General features: G+C 68.0%; 20 protein-coding genes and 1 tRNA gene. 5 read left to right on the plus strand and 16 right to left on the minus strand.

What is annotated here, in order from left to right; genetic code table 11:
• Positions 1-348 precede the first annotated feature (348 nt).
• The 6 genes from ACGTN6_RS17280 to bioB all read right to left on the minus strand — a co-directional run bounded on the left by ACGTN6_RS17280 (position 349) and on the right by bioB (position 5,011).
• Positions 349-433: transfer RNA gene (locus ACGTN6_RS17280), tRNA-Leu, on the minus strand.
• A 45-nt stretch (positions 434-478) separates the two neighbouring features.
• Complete coding sequence (gene bioD / locus ACGTN6_RS17285; protein WP_394593968.1) at positions 479-1,192, minus strand: dethiobiotin synthase; 714 nt, start codon at positions 1,190-1,192, stop codon at positions 479-481.
• A gap of 1 nt (position 1,193) precedes the next feature.
• Positions 1,194-2,009, minus strand: coding sequence for a malonyl-ACP O-methyltransferase (locus ACGTN6_RS17290; protein ID WP_394593970.1), 816 nt, complete (start codon positions 2,007-2,009; stop codon positions 1,194-1,196).
• Entirely contained in the window at positions 2,006-2,761 is a 756-nt protein-coding gene (locus ACGTN6_RS17295) for an alpha/beta fold hydrolase (protein ID WP_394593972.1), read from the minus strand. The genes ACGTN6_RS17290 and ACGTN6_RS17295 overlap by 4 nt, the downstream gene beginning before the upstream one ends.
• Positions 2,758-3,909, minus strand: a complete 1,152-nt coding sequence (gene bioF / locus ACGTN6_RS17300; protein ID WP_394593974.1) for an 8-amino-7-oxononanoate synthase — start codon at positions 3,907-3,909, stop codon at positions 2,758-2,760. Before bioF ends, ACGTN6_RS17295 begins: the two co-directional genes overlap by 4 nt.
• A gap of 4 nt (positions 3,910-3,913) precedes the next feature.
• The gene (bioB, locus tag ACGTN6_RS17305) at positions 3,914-5,011 is read right to left on the minus strand and encodes a biotin synthase BioB (RefSeq protein WP_394593976.1); all 1,098 of its coding nucleotides are present in this window, start codon (positions 5,009-5,011) and stop codon (positions 3,914-3,916) included.
• 70 nt (positions 5,012-5,081) lie between these two features.
• On the opposite strand from bioB, the gene ACGTN6_RS17310 reads away from it, so the two are divergent.
• Positions 5,082-5,804 (plus strand): ComF family protein, encoded by a 723-nt coding sequence (locus ACGTN6_RS17310; RefSeq protein ID WP_394593978.1) that lies wholly within the window; start codon positions 5,082-5,084, stop codon positions 5,802-5,804.
• A gap of 23 nt (positions 5,805-5,827) precedes the next feature.
• On the opposite strand, the gene ACGTN6_RS17315 is transcribed toward ACGTN6_RS17310, so the two are convergent.
• Positions 5,828-6,520, minus strand: a complete 693-nt coding sequence (locus ACGTN6_RS17315) for a glutathione S-transferase family protein (protein ID WP_394593980.1) — start codon at positions 6,518-6,520, stop codon at positions 5,828-5,830.
• 36 nt (positions 6,521-6,556) lie between these two features.
• Positions 6,557-7,198 (minus strand): LysE family translocator, encoded by a 642-nt coding sequence (locus tag ACGTN6_RS17320; protein ID WP_394593982.1) that lies wholly within the window; start codon positions 7,196-7,198, stop codon positions 6,557-6,559.
• 169 nt (positions 7,199-7,367) lie between these two features.
• On the opposite strand from ACGTN6_RS17320, the gene ACGTN6_RS17325 reads away from it, so the two are divergent.
• Positions 7,368-8,351 carry a serine/threonine protein kinase gene (locus ACGTN6_RS17325; RefSeq protein WP_394593984.1) on the plus strand — a complete coding sequence of 328 codons (984 nt, stop codon included), beginning with the start codon at positions 7,368-7,370 and terminating at the stop codon, positions 8,349-8,351.
• Positions 8,352-8,416: 65 nt separating this feature from the next.
• Here the strand turns inward: ACGTN6_RS17325 and ACGTN6_RS17330 are convergent, their stop codons facing one another.
• The gene (locus ACGTN6_RS17330; RefSeq protein WP_394593986.1) at positions 8,417-8,944 is read right to left on the minus strand and encodes a hypothetical protein; all 528 of its coding nucleotides are present in this window, start codon (positions 8,942-8,944) and stop codon (positions 8,417-8,419) included.
• A 296-nt stretch (positions 8,945-9,240) separates the two neighbouring features.
• Between ACGTN6_RS17330 and folE the strand changes: the two genes are divergently transcribed.
• The 3 genes from folE to ACGTN6_RS17345 all read left to right on the plus strand — a co-directional run bounded on the left by folE (position 9,241) and on the right by ACGTN6_RS17345 (position 11,777).
• Positions 9,241-9,798 (plus strand): GTP cyclohydrolase I FolE, encoded by a 558-nt coding sequence (folE, locus tag ACGTN6_RS17335; RefSeq protein WP_394593988.1) that lies wholly within the window; start codon positions 9,241-9,243, stop codon positions 9,796-9,798.
• Between the two features lie 11 nt (positions 9,799-9,809).
• Complete coding sequence (gene folX / locus ACGTN6_RS17340) at positions 9,810-10,220, plus strand: dihydroneopterin triphosphate 2'-epimerase (RefSeq protein WP_394593990.1); 411 nt, start codon at positions 9,810-9,812, stop codon at positions 10,218-10,220.
• A 96-nt stretch (positions 10,221-10,316) separates the two neighbouring features.
• A complete protein-coding gene (locus ACGTN6_RS17345) occupies positions 10,317-11,777 on the plus strand; it encodes an NAD-dependent succinate-semialdehyde dehydrogenase (protein ID WP_394593992.1) in 1,461 nt (486 codons plus the stop codon).
• 239 nt (positions 11,778-12,016) lie between these two features.
• Here the strand turns inward: ACGTN6_RS17345 and purH are convergent, their stop codons facing one another.
• From purH to dsbD, 7 genes are all read right to left on the minus strand, one after another.
• The gene (purH, locus tag ACGTN6_RS17350; RefSeq protein ID WP_394593994.1) at positions 12,017-13,591 is read right to left on the minus strand and encodes a bifunctional phosphoribosylaminoimidazolecarboxamide formyltransferase/IMP cyclohydrolase; all 1,575 of its coding nucleotides are present in this window, start codon (positions 13,589-13,591) and stop codon (positions 12,017-12,019) included.
• Between the two features lie 79 nt (positions 13,592-13,670).
• Positions 13,671-14,000, minus strand: coding sequence for a DNA-binding transcriptional regulator Fis (fis, locus tag ACGTN6_RS17355; RefSeq protein ID WP_394593996.1), 330 nt, complete (start codon positions 13,998-14,000; stop codon positions 13,671-13,673).
• A complete protein-coding gene (gene dusB, locus ACGTN6_RS17360) occupies positions 13,997-15,055 on the minus strand; it encodes a tRNA dihydrouridine synthase DusB (protein WP_394594064.1) in 1,059 nt (352 codons plus the stop codon). The genes fis and dusB overlap by 4 nt, the downstream gene beginning before the upstream one ends.
• 76 nt (positions 15,056-15,131) lie before the next feature.
• Complete coding sequence (gene prmA, locus ACGTN6_RS17365; protein ID WP_394593998.1) at positions 15,132-16,046, minus strand: 50S ribosomal protein L11 methyltransferase; 915 nt, start codon at positions 16,044-16,046, stop codon at positions 15,132-15,134.
• A 79-nt stretch (positions 16,047-16,125) separates the two neighbouring features.
• Entirely contained in the window at positions 16,126-17,466 is a 1,341-nt protein-coding gene (accC, locus tag ACGTN6_RS17370) for an acetyl-CoA carboxylase biotin carboxylase subunit (protein ID WP_394594000.1), read from the minus strand.
• 28 nt (positions 17,467-17,494) lie between these two features.
• Positions 17,495-17,968, minus strand: a complete 474-nt coding sequence (gene accB / locus ACGTN6_RS17375) for an acetyl-CoA carboxylase biotin carboxyl carrier protein (protein WP_394594002.1) — start codon at positions 17,966-17,968, stop codon at positions 17,495-17,497.
• A gap of 199 nt (positions 17,969-18,167) precedes the next feature.
• Positions 18,168-20,009, minus strand: coding sequence for a protein-disulfide reductase DsbD (gene dsbD / locus ACGTN6_RS17380; protein ID WP_394594004.1), 1,842 nt, complete (start codon positions 20,007-20,009; stop codon positions 18,168-18,170).
• Positions 20,010-20,062 lie beyond the last annotated feature (53 nt).

The following is a 20,062-nucleotide window of genomic DNA, read 5'->3' on the forward strand; positions in this document are numbered from 1 at the left end:
GCTGAGGCAAGCCCCGGTCTGAGGCCGGGGCCTCTATCGATGTGACATCGACCAGGCTGCAACGACATCGCCCCGCCAAAGCGGGGCGATTCGAGCGACCTCTGACAAGCCGTTTTGACACGGCCTGGATGGGCGGCCTTTTTCGTTGCCATTGGCATCTGCTGGGCCGCATCAAGCGGAGCATGTTGGAAGCGCGAGGCATGGGGCTCGATCATCGCCGAGACGACGCGCCGAGTGGTTGTTCAGGGAGCCGACCTAAACGCCGGCCACACCATGCCCAAAACAGACCAGATGCAGCCCAAACGGGCATGAGATCTTAAGGCAAAGCATTGAAATAAAAGAGATAAATGGTGCGGATGGGGAGACTTGAACTCCCACGCCCGAAGGCACCAGAACCTAAATCTGGCGTGTCTACCAATTCCACCACATCCGCACGGGTCAGGCAGGCGTCCATATTTTACGGACGCCTTGCGGCAAGTCAATCGTCGTCGGGCAACTCCAGATAATCGGCGGCCGCCACGGCGCGAGCATCCGGGGTGTCGGCGGTAAGGCGCGGTACGATGCCGAGGCAGGGAGCGTTCAGGGTGCGCTCGAGGGTGGCCAGGTTGTCGCGATAGCAGGTCTCGTCGGCGCTCTCGTCAAAGGACAGGCCGGGATCGATCAGGTTGCCGACCCAGCCGGCCACGTGTAGGCCGTCGGCGCGGATCGCCTCGGCGGTAAGGCGGGCATGGTTCAGGCAGCCGAGCTTGAGCCCTACCACCAGGATTACCGGCAGCTCGAGGCGCAGCGCCAGGGCGGCGAGGTCTTCCTCGTCGTTGAGCGGCACGCGCCAGCCGCCGGCGCCCTCGATCAGCGTCAGGCCGCGCCGCTCGGCCAGCGGTGCGGCGACGTGGTCGGCCAGGGCGTCGACGGTCGGCCGCTCGCCGACCCGCCGGGCGGCCAGGTGAGGCGCGATGGGCGGCGCATAGGTGTAGGGGTTGATGACGGCGTAGGGCGTGGCCGGCTCGCTCTGGGCCTGCAGGGTCAGGGCGTCGATGTTGCGCAGCCCCTCGGCGGTGGCGTCGCAGCCGGAGGCCACGGGCTTGAGTCCCAGGGTCGTCAGGCCGCGGCGGCGGGCCCGGGCCAGCAGGCCGCTGGCGACGAGGGTCTTGCCGGCGTCGGTGTCGGTGCCGGTCACGAAATAGGCGGTCATCTCAGCGTTCCAGATCGAGCGTCAGAAGGTGATAGGAGACGGGCAGTCCGTCCTCGGTGCGCAGCGCTTCGAAGCGGCGGGCGGCGCGGGCGACGTCGGTGCGCGAGAGCCGAGCGCCGTCGCGTGCCACCTGGGCGCCCACGCCCTTGATCGAGGCCATCACCGCGGAGAGGTCGGGATAGTAAAAGCGCTCGATGCGCTCCGTGACCTCGACGCGGCGAAAGCCGGCCTCGTGAGCGGCGCGGCGGTGGTGGCCTGCGTCGCGGAAGTCGAGCAGGGCGGCGGGGCGCTGCCAGACCTGGCCGATCTCGGCCAGCGTGCCTGGCGCCAGGGTGTTGATCAGCGCTCGACCGCCGGGGCGCAGCACCCGCCGGACGTCGGCCAGCACCGCGTCCAGGTCCGGACACCATTGGATGGCCAGATTGGAGACCACCAGATCGAGGCTGCCGCTCGGCAGCGGCAGGTCGGCGGCGTCGGCACACAGCCAGTCGATGGCCTCGCCGTGGCGGCACCGTGCCTCGGTGAGCATGCCCGGTGCCAGGTCTAGGCCGTGGACCGCGGCGCCATCGTCGTTGCCCGCACCGAAGCGCTCGGCCAGTTCGGCGGTCAGATCGCCGGGGCCGCAGCCCAGGTCCAGCACGCCGTCGGCGCTGTCGGGCAGTCGCTGTAGCAGGTGCTCGGCCATGGCCTGCTGGGCCCGGGCGCGTTCGCGGTAGTGCGGCGCGGCCCGAGAGAAGGCGTGGGCGACCCGGGCGCGCCAGTCGCGATCCCTTTGGTCGCTGTGCACGTCGACGGCGTGGCTTGGCAGGGCGGTCATGGCATGGGCTCCAGAACTTTCTCGGCCAGTGGCCGTCCCGGCGCCTCGGCGATGGCGGCCAGTGCGCTGGCGAGTCGTTTCGGCTGGCTGATCAGCGGGCAGTGGCCGGCCTCGGGCAGCCGCAGGTCGGTCCGCTCGCGCACCGCTGGAGCCAGCAGTGGATCGGCCTCGCCGGCCAGACGATGCACCGGGCAGGGCGGCGCTTTGAGGCGCTCGGCGTTGTCGATCTCGGCGAGCTGGGCGAGGCCCGCGGCCAGGGTAGCGGTGTCGGCGCCGGCGGTGTCGCCGAGCAGTGCGGTGAGCCTCTGATGCGCGGCCCGGGGCGACGGTTCGCCGCCGAGCTGCCAGCGCAGGAAGTGGGCGTGGGTGCCCGCCGGGTCGCGGCGGAAGGACTTGCGGAAGGTCGCCAGAGCGGCCTCACTGACCCCCTCGGGATGCGGGAAACGCTCGTCCATGCCAAGCAAGACCAGGGCGCGGGGTGTGGGCAGCCGGTCGAGCAGGGCGCCGGCCAGCAGGCCGCCCAGCGACCAGCCGACCCAGACGGCGTCGCTCGGCAGCTCACTGGCCATGGCCTCGGCCAGCGCGTCCAGCGAGGCGGGATCGTCGAGGGCTTCGTGCTGGCCGTAGCCCGGCCAGTTCGGCGTCGTGATCTCGAGACCGCTCGGCCAGTGGCCATTGAGCGCCTGCCACAGGCGGGCGTCGCAGCCCCAGCCGGAGAGCAGCACCAGCCGGTTCATCGCCGATCCACTCATGCGGACTCCTCCCGCCGACAGGCGTCCAGTGCGCCCAGCAGGGCGTCCAGGGCATCGTCGTCGTGGGCGGCGGAGAGCGTGATACGCAGCCGCGCCTCGCCTGTCGGCACCGTGGGGGCGCGGATGGCGCCGACCCGTAGGCCCGCGTCGCCGAGCCGCGCGGCCCAGCGCAGCGTGCGCGCGTTGTCGCCGAGGCGCAGCGGCTGGATCGGTGTGGTCGAGGCGTCCAGTTCGAGGCCCAGCGTCGCCGCCTCGCGGCGGAAGCGCGCGATGCGCTCATGCAGGCAGGCGCGGCGCTCGGGCTCGGCCTCCAGCACGTCGAGGGCGGCCAGGGTGGCCGCCGCCACGCCCGGCGGCTGGGCAGTGGTGTAGACGTAGGGCCGGGCGAACTGCACGAGGTGCTCGATCAGCGCCTCGTCGCCGGCCACGAAGGCGCCGGCGCTGCCGAGCGCCTTGCCCAGGGTGCCGACCAGCACCGGGACGTCATCGACGCCGTGGGCCCGGCCGGCGCAGCCGTCGCCGGCCTCACCGAGCACGCCCAGGCCGTGGGCGTCGTCGATCATCAGCCAGGCGTCGTGGCGGCGGGCGGTGGCGGCGAGTCCCGCCACGTCGGCCACGTCGCCGTCCATGCTGAACACGCCGTCGCTGACCACCAGTGCCGGGGCCCCGTGCGGGGCGCGGGCCAGCAACCGCTCCAGGTCATCGAGGTCGCGATGGTGAAAGCGCCGCGAGGGCGCACCGGCAAGCCGCGCGCCGTCGATCAGCGAGGCGTGGTTGAGGCGATCCTGGAAGACTGGCGTATGGCGATCGCAGAGCGCCTGCAGCACGCCCAGGTTGGCCATGTAGCCGGTGGAGAACAGCAGCGCCCGGGGACGGCTGGTGAGCGCGGCGAGGCGCTGCTCCAGCGCCTCGTGTATCTGCTGATGGCCGCACACCAGATGCGAAGCCCGGCCGCCGGCGCCGAAGCGTCGCGCGCCCTTGGCCTGAGCCTCGGCCAGCCGCGGATCGCGGGCCAGGCCGAGATAGTCGTTGCCGGCGAAGTCGAGCCGGCCGTCTTCCGGCCCCACGGTGGGCCGAGCGCGCCACAGCCCCTCGGCGCGGCGATTCTCGGCGCGTTCGGCCAGGCGACGCGACCAGGTCCCGGCCATGGGATCAGGCCTCGCTGGCGTCGTAGAACATGGCGTCGTCTTGGCGCTCGCGCATGGCGGCCTCCAGGGCGGCCTCGGCCTTTTCGTCGTCGGCGCAGGTCTCGCGCTGCTCCGGGTGCAGGCCGAGCTTGTCGAACAGTGCCCGGTCGCGTTCGACCTGAGGGTTGCCGGTGGTCAGCAGGGTGTCGCCGTAGAAGATCGAGTTGGCGCCGGCCAGGAAGGCCATCGCCTGAGTGGACTCGTTCATCTGCTCGCGGCCGGCGGACAGGCGCACGTGGCTCTTCGGCATCAGGATGCGGGCCACGGCGATGGCGCGGATGAACTCCAGCGGGTCCAGGTCCTCGGCATTTTCCATCGGCGTACCCGGCACCTTGACCAGCATGTTGATCGGCACGGATTCGGGGTGTGGCTCCAGACGCACCAGCTGCTGGAGCAGGGCGGCGCGGTCGCGTGGCGCCTCGCCCATGCCGAGGATGCCGCCGGAGCAGACCTTCATGCCGGCCTCGCGCACATTGGCCAGGGTGTCCAGGCGATCGGCGTAGGTGCGGGTGGTGATGATCTCGCCGTAGTAGTCCGGCGAGGTGTCGAGGTTGTGGTTGTAGTAGTCGAGACCGGCCTCGGAGAGGCGCTTGGCCTGATCGACGTCAACCATGCCCAGCGTCATGCAGGTCTCGAGCCCCAGCGCCTTGACCTGGCTGACCATCTCCATCACTACCTGCAGGTCCTTCTCGCGCGGGCTGCGCCAGGCGGCGCCCATGCAGAAGCGGCTGGCGCCGGCCTCCTTGGCGGCCTTGGCCTGGTTCACCACCTTCTCGATCTCGAGCAATTTCTCCTTGCCGAGCCCGGTGTTGTAGTGGCCGGACTGCGGACAGTACTTGCAGTCCTCCGGGCAGGCGCCGGTCTTGATCGACAGCAGGGTGGAGACCTGCACGGCGTTGGGATCGAAGTGGGCGCGGTGGACCTGCTGGGCGCGGAACATCAGGTCGTTGAACGGCAGCGCGAACAGCGCCTCGATCTCCTCGAGGGACCAGTCGTGGCGAAGGTCGGGACGGCTGGCTAGGGTCAGATTAACCGGGGCGTTGTCGTGGGGCTGGGCAGGCATGAGGGGCTCGCTTATGGTCAACTTGTCACGAATGCGTGAGTTGACCGATAGGGTACGGAGGCAGATCGGCATGTCAACCTTGTGGCGTCATGAGGTTGACGACTGGCTGCGTCGCGCACTGCCGGGCCGCTGCGCCTTCTGCCTGGCGGCCTGTGAACCCGGCAGCCCCTGGTGTGGTGACTGCCACGCGGCGCTGCCCTGGAATCGCATGGCCTGCCCGACCTGCGCCGAGCCCTTGCCGGCCACGTTGCTGGCGACGATGGCGCCGCGGCCCTGCGGCCATTGCCTGCGTCGGCCTCCGGCCTTCCAGCGGGCGCGGGTGCCCCTGCGCTACGAGGACGAGGTGGCGGGGCTGATGCAGCGCTTCAAGTTCAACGCCTCGCCGCGGGCCGGCACGCTGCTGCTGGCGCTGCTGGAGGAGGGCCTGGCTGGCGTTGCGTCGCCCCAGGCGCTGATCGCGGTGCCGCTGCATCCGCGCCGAGCCCGGGAGCGCGGCTTCGATCAGGGACGCTGGCTGGCAGAACGCTTGGCGGCGAGACTCGAGGTGCCGCTCATCATGGCACGGAGGCGAAAGGACACCCCGAGCCAGCGGGGCCTCGACCGGGGAGGGCGGCGGGGCAACCTGCGCAGGGCCTTCGATGTTGCGGCGCCGCTGCCGCCGCGGGTGGCCCTGCTCGATGACGTGATGACCACGGGCGCGACCCTCGACGCCCTGGCCCGGGCCTGCCGTCGGGCAGGCGCGGAGGAGATCGAAGCCTGGGCGATCGCTCGTACGTCGCTGGGGCATGGGTGAGCGTGGCGGCCTCGACCCTGGGCTCAGGGCGTGGAAGCGAGGCGGTGATCGGCCAGCCGCGCGCCGGCGGCCAGCGTCTCGCTCTCGTGAGGCTCGTCCCGCCAAGGCTCGGCGAGGGCGGCCCGGTACCAGTCCTGCATGCCAGGTAGGGCCAGCAGACGCTCGACGTAGGCGCGAGCGGCTGCGCCGAGGGGCAGATCGAAGCCCTGCACACGAAAGGCGACCGGGGCGAAGAAGGCATCCACGGTGGTGAAGGCGTCACCGGCCAGGAAGGCACCGCCGAAGGTCTCCAGACCCTGTTGCCAGAGCTCCTCTAGCCTTGCCAGGTCGTGCTGGAGCGGGGTAGAGGGAGACGTCACTCGCACATGCAGCCCGCAGTTCATCGGGCATTCGCTTCTCAGTGCGTTGAATCCCGAGTGCATCTCGGCACAGGCTGAACGCGCCCAGGCGCGGGCGTTGGCCGACGCCGGCCACACGCCCGGGTGACGTTCGGCCAGATACTCGACGATGGCCAGGGAGTCCCAGACGGCGAGATCGCCGTCGATGAGGCAGGGTACCCGGCCGCTGGGGGAGAAGGCGCGGAAGGCGGCCCAGCTCGAGCCGCTGTCGAAGGGCGTCAGCCGCTCTTCGAAGTCGATCCCGAGCTCGCGCATCAGCAGCCAGGGGCGCAGCGACCAGGACGAGTAGTTCTTGTTGGCGATATGCAACTGATACATGAGATTTCTCGCAAGCAGGGGCGGAGGGGGGCCGGCTCAGGGAGACGATGCGATCAGCGAGCCGCCGGCGGTCATGAACAGGCCGCCGGTGGCGCGATGAAAACATCTGGCGCGCCGCGGATGCCGGAACCACTGCCCAAGCCCTGACCCCATGGCCGCGTAGAGCGACATCAGGGTGAGGTCGATCACCAGCCAGGTAGCGGCGAGGATGGTGAACTGCACGAGCTGGGGTTCGCTCACGTCGATGAAGTTGGGAAACAGGGCGGCGAAAAACAGCAGGTCCTTGGGATTGCCGATGCCGACCAGAAAGCCCTGGCGGAACAGCCGACCCGAGGAGGTGTTCGCCGGCCGGGGCGCTGCCGTCGAGTTCGGAGCGTCCAGCGGAGACGCATCGCCGGCGCGGCGCCAGGCCTGGAGTCCCAGCACGACCAGGTAGGCGCCGCCGATCAGCTTCAGCAGGTGGAAGGCGCTCTCGGAGGTGGCGAGGACGGCGCCGAGTCCCAGTGCCGACAGCAGCATCAGCGCCAGGGAGGCCAGGGTGCCGCCCACTACGGTGGCCGAGGCGCGGCGGCGGCCGAAGCGCAGGCCATGGCTGGTGCAGAGTAGGGCCACCGGGCCGGGGAAGATGATCAGCGCAACGATTACCCCGACGTAGGTGATCCAGGTCAGCAGTTCCATGGCGAGTCTCCGGCAGAGATGTCCGTCAGTACGTCAGTCATCGCGACGACGAATGCACCAGCATAGGGCAGGCGCGGGGGCGGTTTCCAGCCGCTTGCGCTATCGACTCCGAGCGCCGCCCATGGGATGGCTTTGTTACCATGGGGTTTTGCCTGCGACGAGAACGCCCATGACCGATGCGATTCATCCCTTTGCTCGTCTCGAACCCGCCCGGGTGGTGGCAGCGGTGGAGTCCCTGGGCTTCTGGCTGCCGGGCGAACCCTTCGCGCTCAATAGCTACGAGAACCGGGTCTACCTGGTGCACGACGACGAGCGTCGCCGCTGGGTGGTCAAGTTCTATCGCCCGCATCGCTGGAGCGACGCCCAGATCCAGGAAGAGCACGACTTTCTGGCCGAGCTTGATCAGGCGGGCGTGACGGTAGCCGCGCCCTGGCGGGATGCCGCGGGGACGAGCCTGCACCGCCACGACGATTTCCGCTTCTCCCTCTTTCCCCATCTGCCCGGCCAGGCGCCGGAGCTGGAGAATCCGGAGCACCTGTTCGCTCTGGGCGAGATCATCGGTGCCATCCATGCGGTGGGTGAGCGTCGGCCCTTCGAACATCGCCGGACTCTGGCGCCGCGAGAGATGGCCGAGGAAGCCGCCGAGACGGTGCTGGCGAGCCGTTGGCTGTCTGACCGGCAGCGACGCGCCTACGGGCGTATCAGCGAGTCGCTGGTCGAGTCGCTGGTCGCGCGGGACTGGCCGGCGCGGATGCTGAGGGTCCAGGGTGACTGCCACCTGGGCAACATGCTGGGGCGCGACGAGCACTTTGCGCTGGTCGACTTCGACGACTGCCTGATGGCCCCGGCGGTGCAGGACCTGTGGATGCTGCTCACTGCCGAGGACGAGGGCGAGCGGCAGATGCAGCTGTCGGAGGTGATCGAGGGCTACGAGCAGCACCGCGACTTCGACCGAAGCGAGCTGGCGCTGGTGGAACCGCTGCGGGCCTTGCGCCTGCTGCGCCATAGCGCCTGGCTGGTGGCCCGCTGGGCAGATCCGGCGTTCCCGGTGGCGTTTCCCTGGCTGGCGGATGCCGGCTACTGGGATGCCCATATCCGCGAGCTCGAGCAGCAACGCCAGGCGTTGGACGACGCGTCGCGCTGGTTGGCCTGAGGCGCAAGACAGCAGGAACGCCCCGATTGGGGGCGTTCTCGGGGCGGTGAAGGGCGTCGGGGGCATTACTGTCCTGCGGCGTTCTCCTCCGGGGCCGGCTCGCCGTGCCGGCGGCGGCGCTCGTTGATCTCCGCCGAGGGATTGGCCTGCTGCTCCACGCTCAATGGACGGGTGAGGGTCAGCAGGAAGGTGTCGTTCGGCGTCAGCCGGCAACGGCCGTCCTGGCAGGCGGCGATGCCGAAGTCTCGGTCTTCGTCGTAGGCGCCGGCGGTGAGCTCGCCGGTGAAGATGGCGCTTTCGCCGCCCTGGGCTTCGATGCAGGTGAGGGCGTGGGTGGTGATGTGGATGCGCTGGCCTTCGCGCCGGGCATCTCCGGTCACCACGCAGTAGTCGGGCAGGTGGTGGCTTCCCTTGCCGCCCTGGACAGGGCGCATCACCACGTCGTTCCGGCTCGGGGTGTCGGCGTCAAGGAGCAGGTCATCGACGAGGGCCATTTCCACCCGGGCGTCGGCGGGCAGTGACAGGGTATCGCCCAGTGCCAGGCTCGGCAGCAACAGTGAGGTCGCCAGCAGCAGGCGCGCAGTCTTGATCATGTTGGCGTTCGGCAGGTGTCGGTGGTGGTAGACGTTGCGGCCACTCTATCACAGGACGGGGCTGGGGCGGTCGACCAGCAGGGAGGCGCTGCGCGGTATTCTGTCGCTGTCAAACAGTGTGAGCGCGGCATGGCACTGCGTCGGACGGCGGCTTGCGATAGAATCAGGGCCTCTTTGATCCTGCATGTTGTACAAATACAGGATTTTGCATAATTTACGTATAGAATGCATAAAGGTGCGTGCCCTGACCCGCGCCGTCGCACCGCCACAACGACGACTCTGCATGGAACCTGACCATGACCGAACATCTCGCCGACCACTATCGCTACATCATCGAGGAACTGGGAGAGGATCCCGACCGCGAGGGGCTACGCGATACCCCCAAGCGGGCCGCCAAGGCCATGCAATTCCTCAATCATGGCTATCACCAGTCCCTCGAGGAGATCGTCAACGGGGCGGTGTTCGCCTCGGATACCGATGAGATGGTGCTGGTGAAGGACATTGAGCTCTACTCGATGTGCGAACACCACCTGCTGCCGTTCATCGGCAAATGCCATATCGCCTACCTGCCGCGAGGCAAGGTACTGGGCCTGTCCAAGTTCGCGCGGATCGTCGACATGTATGCACGGCGCATGCAGATCCAGGAGAACCTGACCCGTCAGATCGCCGAGGCGGTGCAGCAGGTGACCGAGGCACGCGGCGTGGCGGTGGTCATCGAGGCGCGCCATCTGTGCATGATGATGCGCGGCGTCGAGAAGCAGAACTCCAGCATGACCTCCTCCGTGATGCTCGGTGCCTTCCGAGAGCATCAGAGTACCCGCCAGGAGTTCCTGACTCTGGTACATGGCCGCTGAAGGAGACCGAGATGCCATTGCATGCGCTGGGCGACGAACACCTCGACCATGATCTGGCGACGATCCGCATCAAGGACCTGCGTCTGAGGACCCATATCGGGATCAAGGATGAGGAGATCCAGAACCGACAGGATGTGGTGATCAATGCGGTGATTCGCTATCGCGCCGACAAGGCCGTGGCCTTCAATCACATCGAGCAGGCGTTGAACTACCGCACCATCACCAAGCAGGTTATCGCCCACGTCGAGGATAACCGCTTCCTGCTGCTCGAGCGTATGACCCGTGAGGTACTCGACCTGATCATGAGCTTCGACCAGGTGCTGGCCGCCCAGGTGGAGATCGACAAGCCCCACGCCCTGCGCTTCGCCGACTCGGTGTCGATTACACTGTCCGATTCTCGCGAGGCGCGCCGCGGGAGCTGAAGGTCGTGCGCGCATGAGCGGTTGGCGTGTCGGGGGGCTTGCGCTTAGCATGAGTAGCATCCCTCATGAAGTTTGCCCACACGCCAGGAGTCGACCATGGAATCCCTGAAGGAAACCCAGCTCTATTGCCCGTTCGCCTATATCGACGGCAGCTGGGTCGCCGCCGATAGCGGCGAGCAGATCGATGTGACCAATCCGGCCACCGGCGAGACGATGGGCAACGTGCCTCGGCTGGGCCGCGCCGAAACCGAGCGCGCCATCGATGCTGCCGATGCCGCGCTGCCTGCCTGGCGGGCACTGACCGCCCAGGAGCGGGCCGATATCCTGATGAAGTGGCACGATCTGATGCTCGAGCATCAGGACGACCTGGCCATGATCATGACCCACGAGCAGGGCAAGCCGCTGGCAGAGGCCGCCGGCGAGATCGCCTACGCCGCGAGCTTCCTGCGCTGGTTTGCCGAGGAGGCGCGCCGGGTCTACGGCGAGACGGTGCCCGCCGCCAAGTCCCACCAGCGCATCGTTGTTACCAAGCAGCCGGTCGGCGTGGTCGGTGCCATCACGCCGTGGAACTTCCCCGCCGCGATGATCACCCGCAAGGCCGGCGCCGCCCTGGCGGCGGGCTGTACCATCGTGGTCAAGCCGGCCAGCCAGACACCGTTCTCCGCCACCGCCCTGGCGCTGCTGGCCGAGCGGGCCGGCGTGCCGCGAGGGGTGTTCAACGTGGTGCCGGGGCGTGCCGCGGAAATCGCCGCCGCGCTCACCGAATCTCCCCTGGTGCGCAAGATCACCTTCACCGGTTCCACCGAGGTGGGCCGCGAGCTGATGAGCCAGGCCTCGCGTCACGTACAGAAGATCTCGCTGGAGCTTGGCGGAAACGCGCCCTTCATCGTCTTCGAGGATGCCGACCTCGACGCCGCCGTGGAAGGCGCCATGGCCGCCAAGTTCCGCAATGCCGGCCAGACCTGCGTGTGCACCAACCGCTTCCTGGTGCAGTCCAGCGTGGTCAATGCCTTCTGCGAGAAGCTGGCGGTGGCGATGAACAGCGAACTCAAGGTGGGCAACGGCACCGATAGCGGCATCAACATCGGCCCGTTGATCGACGACAAGGCGGTGAACAAGGTCTCCGAGCACGTCCAGGACGCGGTGGATCACGGTGCCGAGCTGCTGCTGGGCGGGCATCCCCATCCTTTGGGCGGCAACTTCTTCACGCCGACGCTGATCAGCAATGCCAACGGCGCCATGAAGGTGGCCGGCGAGGAGACCTTCGGGCCGCTGGCCGCGGTGTTCCCCTTCGATGACGAGGAAGACGCCGTGGCCATGGCCAACGATACCGAGTACGGCCTGGCCTCCTACTTCTATTCCCGCGACCTGGGTCGAGTATGGCGCGTCGCCGATGCCCTGGAATACGGCATGGTGGGCATCAATACCGGCTTGATCTCCAACGCCGCGGCGCCCTTCGGCGGGGTCAAGGCATCGGGGCTGGGGCGCGAAGGCGGCCATCAGGGCATCGAGGAGTTCCTCGAGACCAAGTACCTGTGTATCGACCTCGGGGCCTAAAGCTGGAAGCTTGAAGAGCGCCGCTTCGCGGCTGGAAGCGGGAAGAGAAACACCCCGCCGAGCATACTCGGCGGGGTGTTTCTTTTGCGATACTCGAGAAAACGGCTGGACGATGGTCAGGCTAGGCGAAAATCGGCGCGAAAGCGGAGTTTGCTGTTGCAAATGAGCATTTCAACCGGGCTAGCGCACTAGCCGATTTTCAACGACGCATGGTCGAGTTCCAGCGTTTTCCCCTCCGCTCAGTGCCTGAAGTGGCGCATGCCGGTAAACACCATGGCAATGCCGGCCTCGTTGGCGGCGTCGATCACTTCCTGGTCGCGCATGGAGCCGCCGGGCTGGATCACCGCGGTGATGCCGGCCTTGGCGGCGGCGTCGATGCCGTCGCGGAAGGGGAAGAAGGCGTCGCTGGCCATCACCGAGCCGGGTACCGAGAGACCCTCGTCGGCGGCCTTGATGCCGGCGATCTTGGCCGAGTAGACCCGACTCATCTGGCCGGCGCCGACGCCGATGGTCTGGCCGTTCTTGGCGTAGACGATGGCGTTGGACTTGACGTACTTGCCGACCTTCCAGGCGAAGGCGAGGTCGCGCATCTCCTGCTCGGTGGGGACGCGCTCGGTGACCACGGTCAGTTCGTCGCGCCCGACCATGCCCAGGTCGCGATCCTGAACCAGCAGGCCGCCGGTGACGCGCTTGAAGTCATGGGCGTGCTCGCGCTCGCCGGGCCAGTGGGCGCCGATGTCGAGCAGCCGCACGTTTTTCTTCTCGGCGACGATCTCGCGGGCTTCGGCCTCGACGCCCGGCGCGATGATCACTTCGACGAACTGGCGGTCGATGATGGCCCGGGCGGTCTCGGCGTCCAGCGCCCGATTGAAGGCGATGATGCCGCCGAAGGCGCTGGTGGGGTCGGTGGCGAAGGCCTTGTCGTAAGCCTCCATCAGGCTCGCACCAACCGCCACGCCGCAGGGGTTGGCGTGCTTGACGATGACGCAGGCGGTGTCGGTGAAGGTCTTGACGCACTCCAGGGCGGAGTCGGTGTCAGCCACATTGTTGAACGACAGCGGCTTGCCCTGCAGGGTCTCGGCGGTGGCCACGCTCGGTTCGCGGCAGTCGGGTTCGACGTAGAAGGCGGCGGCCTGATGGGGGTTCTCACCGTAGCGCATGGCCTGCTTCTTTTGGAACTGCAGGTTGTAGGTGCGCGGGAAGCCGTCCTCGCCGCCCGGGACGCGCTGGCCGAGATAGTCGGCGATAGCGGCATCATAGCCGGCGGTATGCTCGAAGGCCTTGACCGCCAGGTCGAAGCGAGTGGCCTGCTGCATGCCGCCCTGGTTGACCTCCTCCAGCACCCGCGCATAGTCGCTGGCGTCCACCACGATGGTGGTGTGGGCGTGATTCTTGGCGCAGGCGCGAACCATGGTCGGACCACCGATATCGATGTTCTCGATGGCGTCCTCGAGCGTGCAGTCGGGGCGTGCCACCGTGGCGGAGAACGGGTAGAGGTTGACCACCACCATGTCGATGGGGGCGATGCCGTGTTCGGCCATCACCGCGTCGTCCTGTCCGCGACGCCCGAGGATGCCGCCGTGGATCTTCGGATGCAGTGTCTTGACCCGGCCGTCCATGATCTCGGGAAAGCCGGTGTGCTCGGAGACCTCGGTGACCGGAACGCCGTTCTCCTGCAGCAGGCGGAAGGTGCCGCCGGTGGAGAGCAGTTCGACGCCCAGGGCGCTGAGGCCGCGCGCGAAGTCGACGATGCCGGTCTTGTCGGACACGCTGATCAGGGCGCGGCGGACCGGAGTGGTGGAAGCTTGGGACATGGGGGTCACTCTGTTGCGGGCATGGTATGAGGAAGACGCAAAGCAGGCGAGGGCGCTTGTCGGCGCCCTCGCGGTGAAATCAGATCAGACCATAGTGCTTGAGCTTCTTGCGCAAGGTGCCGCGGTTGAGGCCGAGCATTTCGGCGGCTCGGGTCTGATTGCCCTGAGTGTGCTCGAGCACGGCGGTGAGCAGTGGTGCCTCTACCTCGGCCATCACCATGGCATGGAGGTCGGTCACGTCGCCTCCGTCGAGATGGTCGAAGTAGCGACGCATGGAGGTCTCGACGGCCTCACGCAGGGGCATGTCGCTGTGCGGTCGCGGAGCGGCGCCATCGGCGAGGGCCCGGGAGGCGTGGGCGTCCAGCTCGGTCAGCGCGGGATCATGGTCAAAGGCTTGGCTGCTGGTCATGCGGCACAGGTTCCGTCCGGCGTCATGACCCGGGCAACGCGGTCGGGGGCCGCGGCGGAGCCATGACGAAAGAGTTCGTCGATGAAGCGGCTCTGGTCAGCGGCGCTGTCCAGGCCATTGAAGGTGGCACGAAGCGTGCGGCGCCCGTCGTCGTCGAAGCGGGCATCGCCGGCGAGGTACCAGCCGAGATGCTTGCGGGCAATGCGCACGCCCATGTGCTCACCGTAGAAGTCGTGCAGGGCCTTCAGGTGGCCGTGCAGCACCGCCGCGCGCTCGGTAGCGTCGGGGGGCGCCAGGCGTCGGCCATGTCGCAGGTAGTGGTCGATCTCGCGAAAGATCCACGGATTGCCCTGGGCGCCGCGGCCGATCATTACCGCATCCGCCCCAGTATAGTCGAGGACCCGGCGGGCTTTCTCGGGCGAATCGATATCGCCGTTGGCGAACACCGGCAACGACACGGCGGCCTTGATGGCGGCGATGGTATCGTACTCCGCCTCGCCGCCGTAGCGCTGCTGGCGATGGCGGCCGTGTACGGCCAGCGCCTGGATGCCGGCGGCTTCGGCCAGACGAGCCACCCGTACGCCATTGTTACTGTCGGCGCACCAGCCGGTACGGATCTTCAGCGTCACCGGCACGTCGACCGCGGCGACCACTGAGCCGAGAATATCGGCGACCAGCGCCTCGTCGCGCAGCAGCGCTGAACCGGCGGCCTTGTTGCAGACCTTCTTGGCCGGGCAGCCCATGTTGATATCGATGATCTCGGCGCCCATCTCGGCGTTGAGGCGTGCCGCCTCGGCGAGCATCTCGGCGTCGCCGCCGGCGATCTGCACGGCGCGCGGGCCGGGTTCGCCGCGATGGTCCATGCGCAGCCGCGACTTGCGGGTGTGCCACAGGTTGGGATCCGAGGTCACCATCTCGCCCACCACCAGGCCGGCGCCAAGCCGGCGGCAGAGCGCGCGGAAGGGGCGGTCGGTGACACCGGCCATGGGCGCCAGGATCACCCGGTTGGGCAGGGCATGGCGGCCGATGCGTGGCAGGGAGCGTGAGTCGGACATGATCAGCGTCGATGGTTCGAAGGGGGACATATCATACGCCCCCGGATGGCCTGGGTGAAGGTGGTCTTCGCGGGTATCAGTCGGGACGTCGTCCGTCGAGGCGCACCCAGCCTTCGCGCACGTCGGGTTCGTCCATGATCAGGCCTCGATTCTCGTAGGCCTCGCGGACCTCCTCGGCCTGGGTCTCGAGGATGCCGGACAGCGCCAGGCGGCCACCCGGGGCGACGCGTGCGGCGATCTCGTCGGCCAGCTCGACCAGCGGGCCGGCCAGGATATTGGCGAATACCACCGGGAAGCGCGTCGAGGCATCCAGCTGTTCCGGGTAGTACAGCGCCAAGGCCTGCTCGGCGACCCCATTGCGCTCGGCGTTGTCGCGGCTGGCCGAGAGTGCCTGGGGATCGATGTCGGTGCCCACCGCCGCGTCGGCGCCGAGCTTGAGGGCGGCGATGGCGAGGATGCCGGAACCGCAGCCCACGTCGAGGACGTGGCGGCCCTGCAGTGCGCCATCCACGGCCAGCCGGTCGAGCCACGCCAGGCAAAGCGCCGTGGTGGGGTGGGTGCCGGTACCAAAGGCCAGGCCCGGGTCGAGGAGCAGGTTCACCGCCTCGGGATCCGGTGCCTCGTGCCAGCTGGGCACGATCCATAGCCGCTGGCCCATGCGCAGGGGCTTGAAGTCATCCATCCAGGCGCGCTCCCAATCCCGGTCGTCGAGCAGCTCGTGCTCGATCTCGGGGCAGGGCTCGCCGGGCATGGCCTCGGCCCAGGCGGCGCCCAGGCGCTCGAGCATCGCCGACAGCCCCTCCAGGTCGTCGTAGAGGCCGGTCAGGACAGTCTCGTCCCACAGCGGCGTGGTGCCGCGCTCGGGTTCGAACAGAGGGTCGTCCTCGGCGTCCTGGAGGGTAATGGCGGTGGCGCCTTCGGCCAGTAGCAGCTCCTCGAGCAGTTCGGCCTGTTCGGGGGCGATACGCGCCTTGAGTTGCAGCCAGGGCATGGGGACTCCAGGGAGGTCGGGTGAAGAAACGACGACGGGGCGGCCATGCCGCCCCGCGCCGGAGGAGTATCGGCCGGACTCAGAGCCCGAGCTTCTTCTCCAGGTAGTGGATGTTCACGCCGCCCTGCTGGAAATAGCCGTCGCGGACCAGGTCCTTGTGCAGGTCGGTGTTGGTCTTGATGCCTTCGACCAGCAGCTCGTCGAGGGCATTACGCATGCGTGTCAGCGCGGTCTCGCGGTCGGCGCCCCAGGTGATCAGCTTGCCGATCAGTGAGTCGTAGTGCGGCGGTACCGAGTAACCGGTATAGACATGAGAGTCCATGCGCACGCCGAGCCCGCCCGGCGGATGGTAGAGGGTGACCTTGCCCGGGGAGGGCATGAAGGTTCTGGCATCCTCGGCGTTGATGCGGCACTCGAAGGCGTGGCCGTTGAGCTCGACCTCGTCCTGGGTGATCGACAGCGGCAGGCCGGAGGCGATGCGCAGCTGCTCGCGGACGATGTCGACGCCGGTGACCATCTCGGTGACCGGGTGCTCGACCTGGACTCGGGTGTTCATCTCGATGAAGAAGAACTGGCCGTCCTCGTACAGGAACTCGAAGGTGCCGGCGCCGCGGTAGCCGATCTCGATGCAGGCATCGGTGCACGCCTTGAGCACCTGGGCGCGAGCGTCCGGGTCGAGACCCGGGGCCGGCGCCTCTTCGAGCACCTTCTGGTGGCGGCGCTGCAGCGAGCAGTCGCGGTCATAGAGGTGGATGGCGTTACCCTGGCCATCGGCCAGCACCTGCACCTCGACGTGGCGCGGCTTCTCGAGGAACTTCTCCATGTAGACGGTGCCGTCGCCGAAGGCCGAGTGGGCCTCGGTTCGGGTCACGGTCACTGCGGAGAGCAGGTGGCCCTCGGTGTGCACCACGCGCATGCCGCGTCCGCCGCCGCCGGCGGCAGCCTTGATGATCACCGGATAGCCGATGCGCCGCGCGGTGGCGAGGATCTCGCCTTCATCGTCGCCCAGCGGGCCATTGGAGCCCGGGACGGTGGGTACCCCGGCCTTCTTCATGGCAGCGATGGCGCTCACCTTGTCGCCCATCAGGCGAATCGTCTCGGCCCTGGGGCCGATGAAGGTGAAGCCGGAACGTTCTACCTGTTCGGCGAAATCGGCGTTCTCGGACAGAAAGCCGTAGCCGGGGTGGATGGCGCTTGAGTCGGTCACCTCGGCGGCGCTGATCAGCGCCGGGATGTTGAGGTAGGACTGCGCCGAGGCAGCGGGGCCAATGCACACGGCCTCGTCGGCCAGGCGCACGTGCATCAGCTCGCGGTCGGCCTTGGAGTGTACTGCGACCGTGCGAATGCCCAGTTCCTTGCAGGCGCGCAGGATGCGCAGGGCGATCTCGCCGCGATTGGCGATGAGAACCTTGTCCAGCATGATGGGGTCCGCCAAGTGGGTGAAAAGATCAGGAGATGACGACCATCGGCTGCTCGAATTCGACCGGCTCGCCGTCCTCGACCAGGATGGCTTCGATGACGCCGTCACGATCGGCCTCGATCTGGTTCATCATCTTCATCGCTTCGACGATGCAGATGGTCTCACCCTTCTTGACGCTCTGGCCGACTTCGATGAAGGGCTTGGCTCCTGGTGCCGGGGCGCGGTAGAAGGTGCCCACCATGGGCGAGAGCACGGCCTCTCCCTGGTAGCCGGGGCCCTGGTCGGCGGCAGGCTCGGCGGGAGCCGCGACGGACTGGGCTGCCGGGGCGGCGGGCTGGGCCGGCGCCGGAGCCGGCCAGGCGGGAGCCGGTGGCTGGGGATAGGCGGCACCGTTGGGGTGGCGGCTGATGCGCACCGATTCCTCGCCTTCCTGGATCTCGATCTCGCTGATGTTCGACTCTTCCAGCAGCTCGATCAGCTTCTTGACCTTGCGGATATCCATATGACGTCGTCTCGATGAGTGGATTCGGGGTGACGGCCGGCGCTGTCAACCTTGGCTAACTTGCCATAGATCGCGGCAAGATGTCGTCTCTTACCGTCTCTAACGGCCTTGAAAAGCGATGTGGTCGGAGTTTGCCGAAATTCGGCGGTGATGTCCAGCAGCCGGCGAACAGCGTTCGCGGAGGCGTTTCATGCGCACCCTAGCCCGAGGCTCGACCGTCGTCCAACCAGGTCAGAACGTCATCCAGGTGGCGTGCCAGTCGCTGGGCATCGACCTCGCCCTGGATGCGTGCCTGGCGCAGTTCGCGACCGTCGTCGAAGAATAGCAGGCTTGGCGGGCCGAACAGGGCGAAGTGCTTCAGCAGGGCCCGGCTGTCCTCGTCGGAGTCGGTGACGTCCACCTCGATGCGCCGGAAGTCGGACAGCGCCTCGGCCACCACCGGGTCTGGGAAGACCTCGCGCTTCATGACCTGGCAGGAAATGCACCAGTCGGCGGTGATGTCGACGAACGCCGGCCGGGAAGCATCGGCTAGTGCCGCCTGGAGTTCGTCGAGCCGGGTCACGACCTGCACCGGCTGCCGGTTCGCTGCGGCGCTGGCGTCGGCCGTGGCAGGAGCAGCGCTGGTGGCCAGCGGGCGCATCGGATCGTGGGCCCCCCGCGAGGCGCCGATCACCATGGTCACGCCCCATACCAGCAGCAGGATGCCGAGCGTCTGGCGGGCCCGTGGCCAGCCTTGGGGCGGGTTCAGCGTCAAGGCGCCGAGCGCCAAGGCACTGCCGATGGCTAGCGCGGCCCACAGCAGCAGGGCGGCCGTGGCGGGTATCAGCCGTTCGACCAGCCATATGGCTACCCCCAGCAGCAGGAGACCGAAGGCGGTCTTGATCCCGTTCATCCAGGCGCCGGTGCGCGGCAGCAGGGTGGGGCCGAAGGTGCCCACGAGCAGTAGCGGAACCCCCATGCCCAGGCCCAGGGCCAGCAGGGCGGCGCCGCCCATCACGGCATCGCCGGTGGAGGAGATGAAGACCAGGGCGCCGGCCAGCGGTGCCGATACGCAGGGTGAGACCACCAGCACCGAGAGCGCGCCGGCTAGTGCCAGGCCCGCCGGACCGCTGCGCTGCGCGCGCGTCTGCCAGCTTTCGATGCGGGTCGCCAGTCGCGGCGACAGGCGTAGGTCGAAGGCGCCGAACATGGCCATGGCGAACAGCGTGAACAGCACGGCGAAGCCGATCAGCACAGGAGCCGATTGCAGCCGAGCCTGGAGGTTGAGCCCGGCACCGAAGATGCCCATCAGCACGCCCACGACGGCATAGGTCAGCGCCATGCCGGCCACGTAGGACAGTGACAGCGCGAAGGCTCGCGAGCGGCTGGGATGTTGGCCGACGATGATGGAGGACAGGATCGGCACCATCGGCAGCACACAGGGCGTGAAGGTCAGCCCCAGGCCGGCGACGAGGAACAGGCCCAGCACCAGCGGCAGGCTGGCTTCCTCGAGCAGGGTGCTGAAGCGACCATCCTCGCTGACCGGTGGGGCGGTAACGGAACGGCCGTCGGTGGCGACCTCGTCAGCGAGCGGGGCGGAGCGGAAGGCCGCCGGGGCCTGGCCTTCGGGGGCCTGCAGCGCGACCCGTTCGGGGGGGTAGCACAGGCCCGCATCGGCGCAGCCCTGGAAGCCCAGGGTCAGCGCCAGGGGGCCTTGGGGCTGGCCCTCGATCGGTACCGTGAAGACGACGCGGTCGTAGAAGACACGCACGTCGCCGAGGAATTCATCGGACTTGGCCTCGCCCGGAGGCAGCCTGGGGTCGCCGAGGGTGATGCCCTTGGCGTCGCTCTCGACGCTGAAACGATGGCGGTACAGATAGTAGCCGTCGGCGTTTTCGAAGCCAATGCTGAGCGTATCACCGTCGTGCCAGACACGCGGCTGGAACGCCTGCTCCACCGGCAGGAAATCGCCGTCGTCTCCGCCGCCGAACCACTGGGCCTGGGTTGTCAGCGGGATCCATAGCAGGGCGAATAGGCAGAGCAGGCGACAGAGATGCAACACGAGGCTTTCCTTGGCAGACGTTGAGTAGCGCGTTTGTGACCCGTGGCGAGGCA

The organism is Halomonas sp. B23F22_20, from assembly GCF_043496985.1.
Classification (GTDB): domain Bacteria; phylum Pseudomonadota; class Gammaproteobacteria; order Pseudomonadales; family Halomonadaceae; genus Halomonas.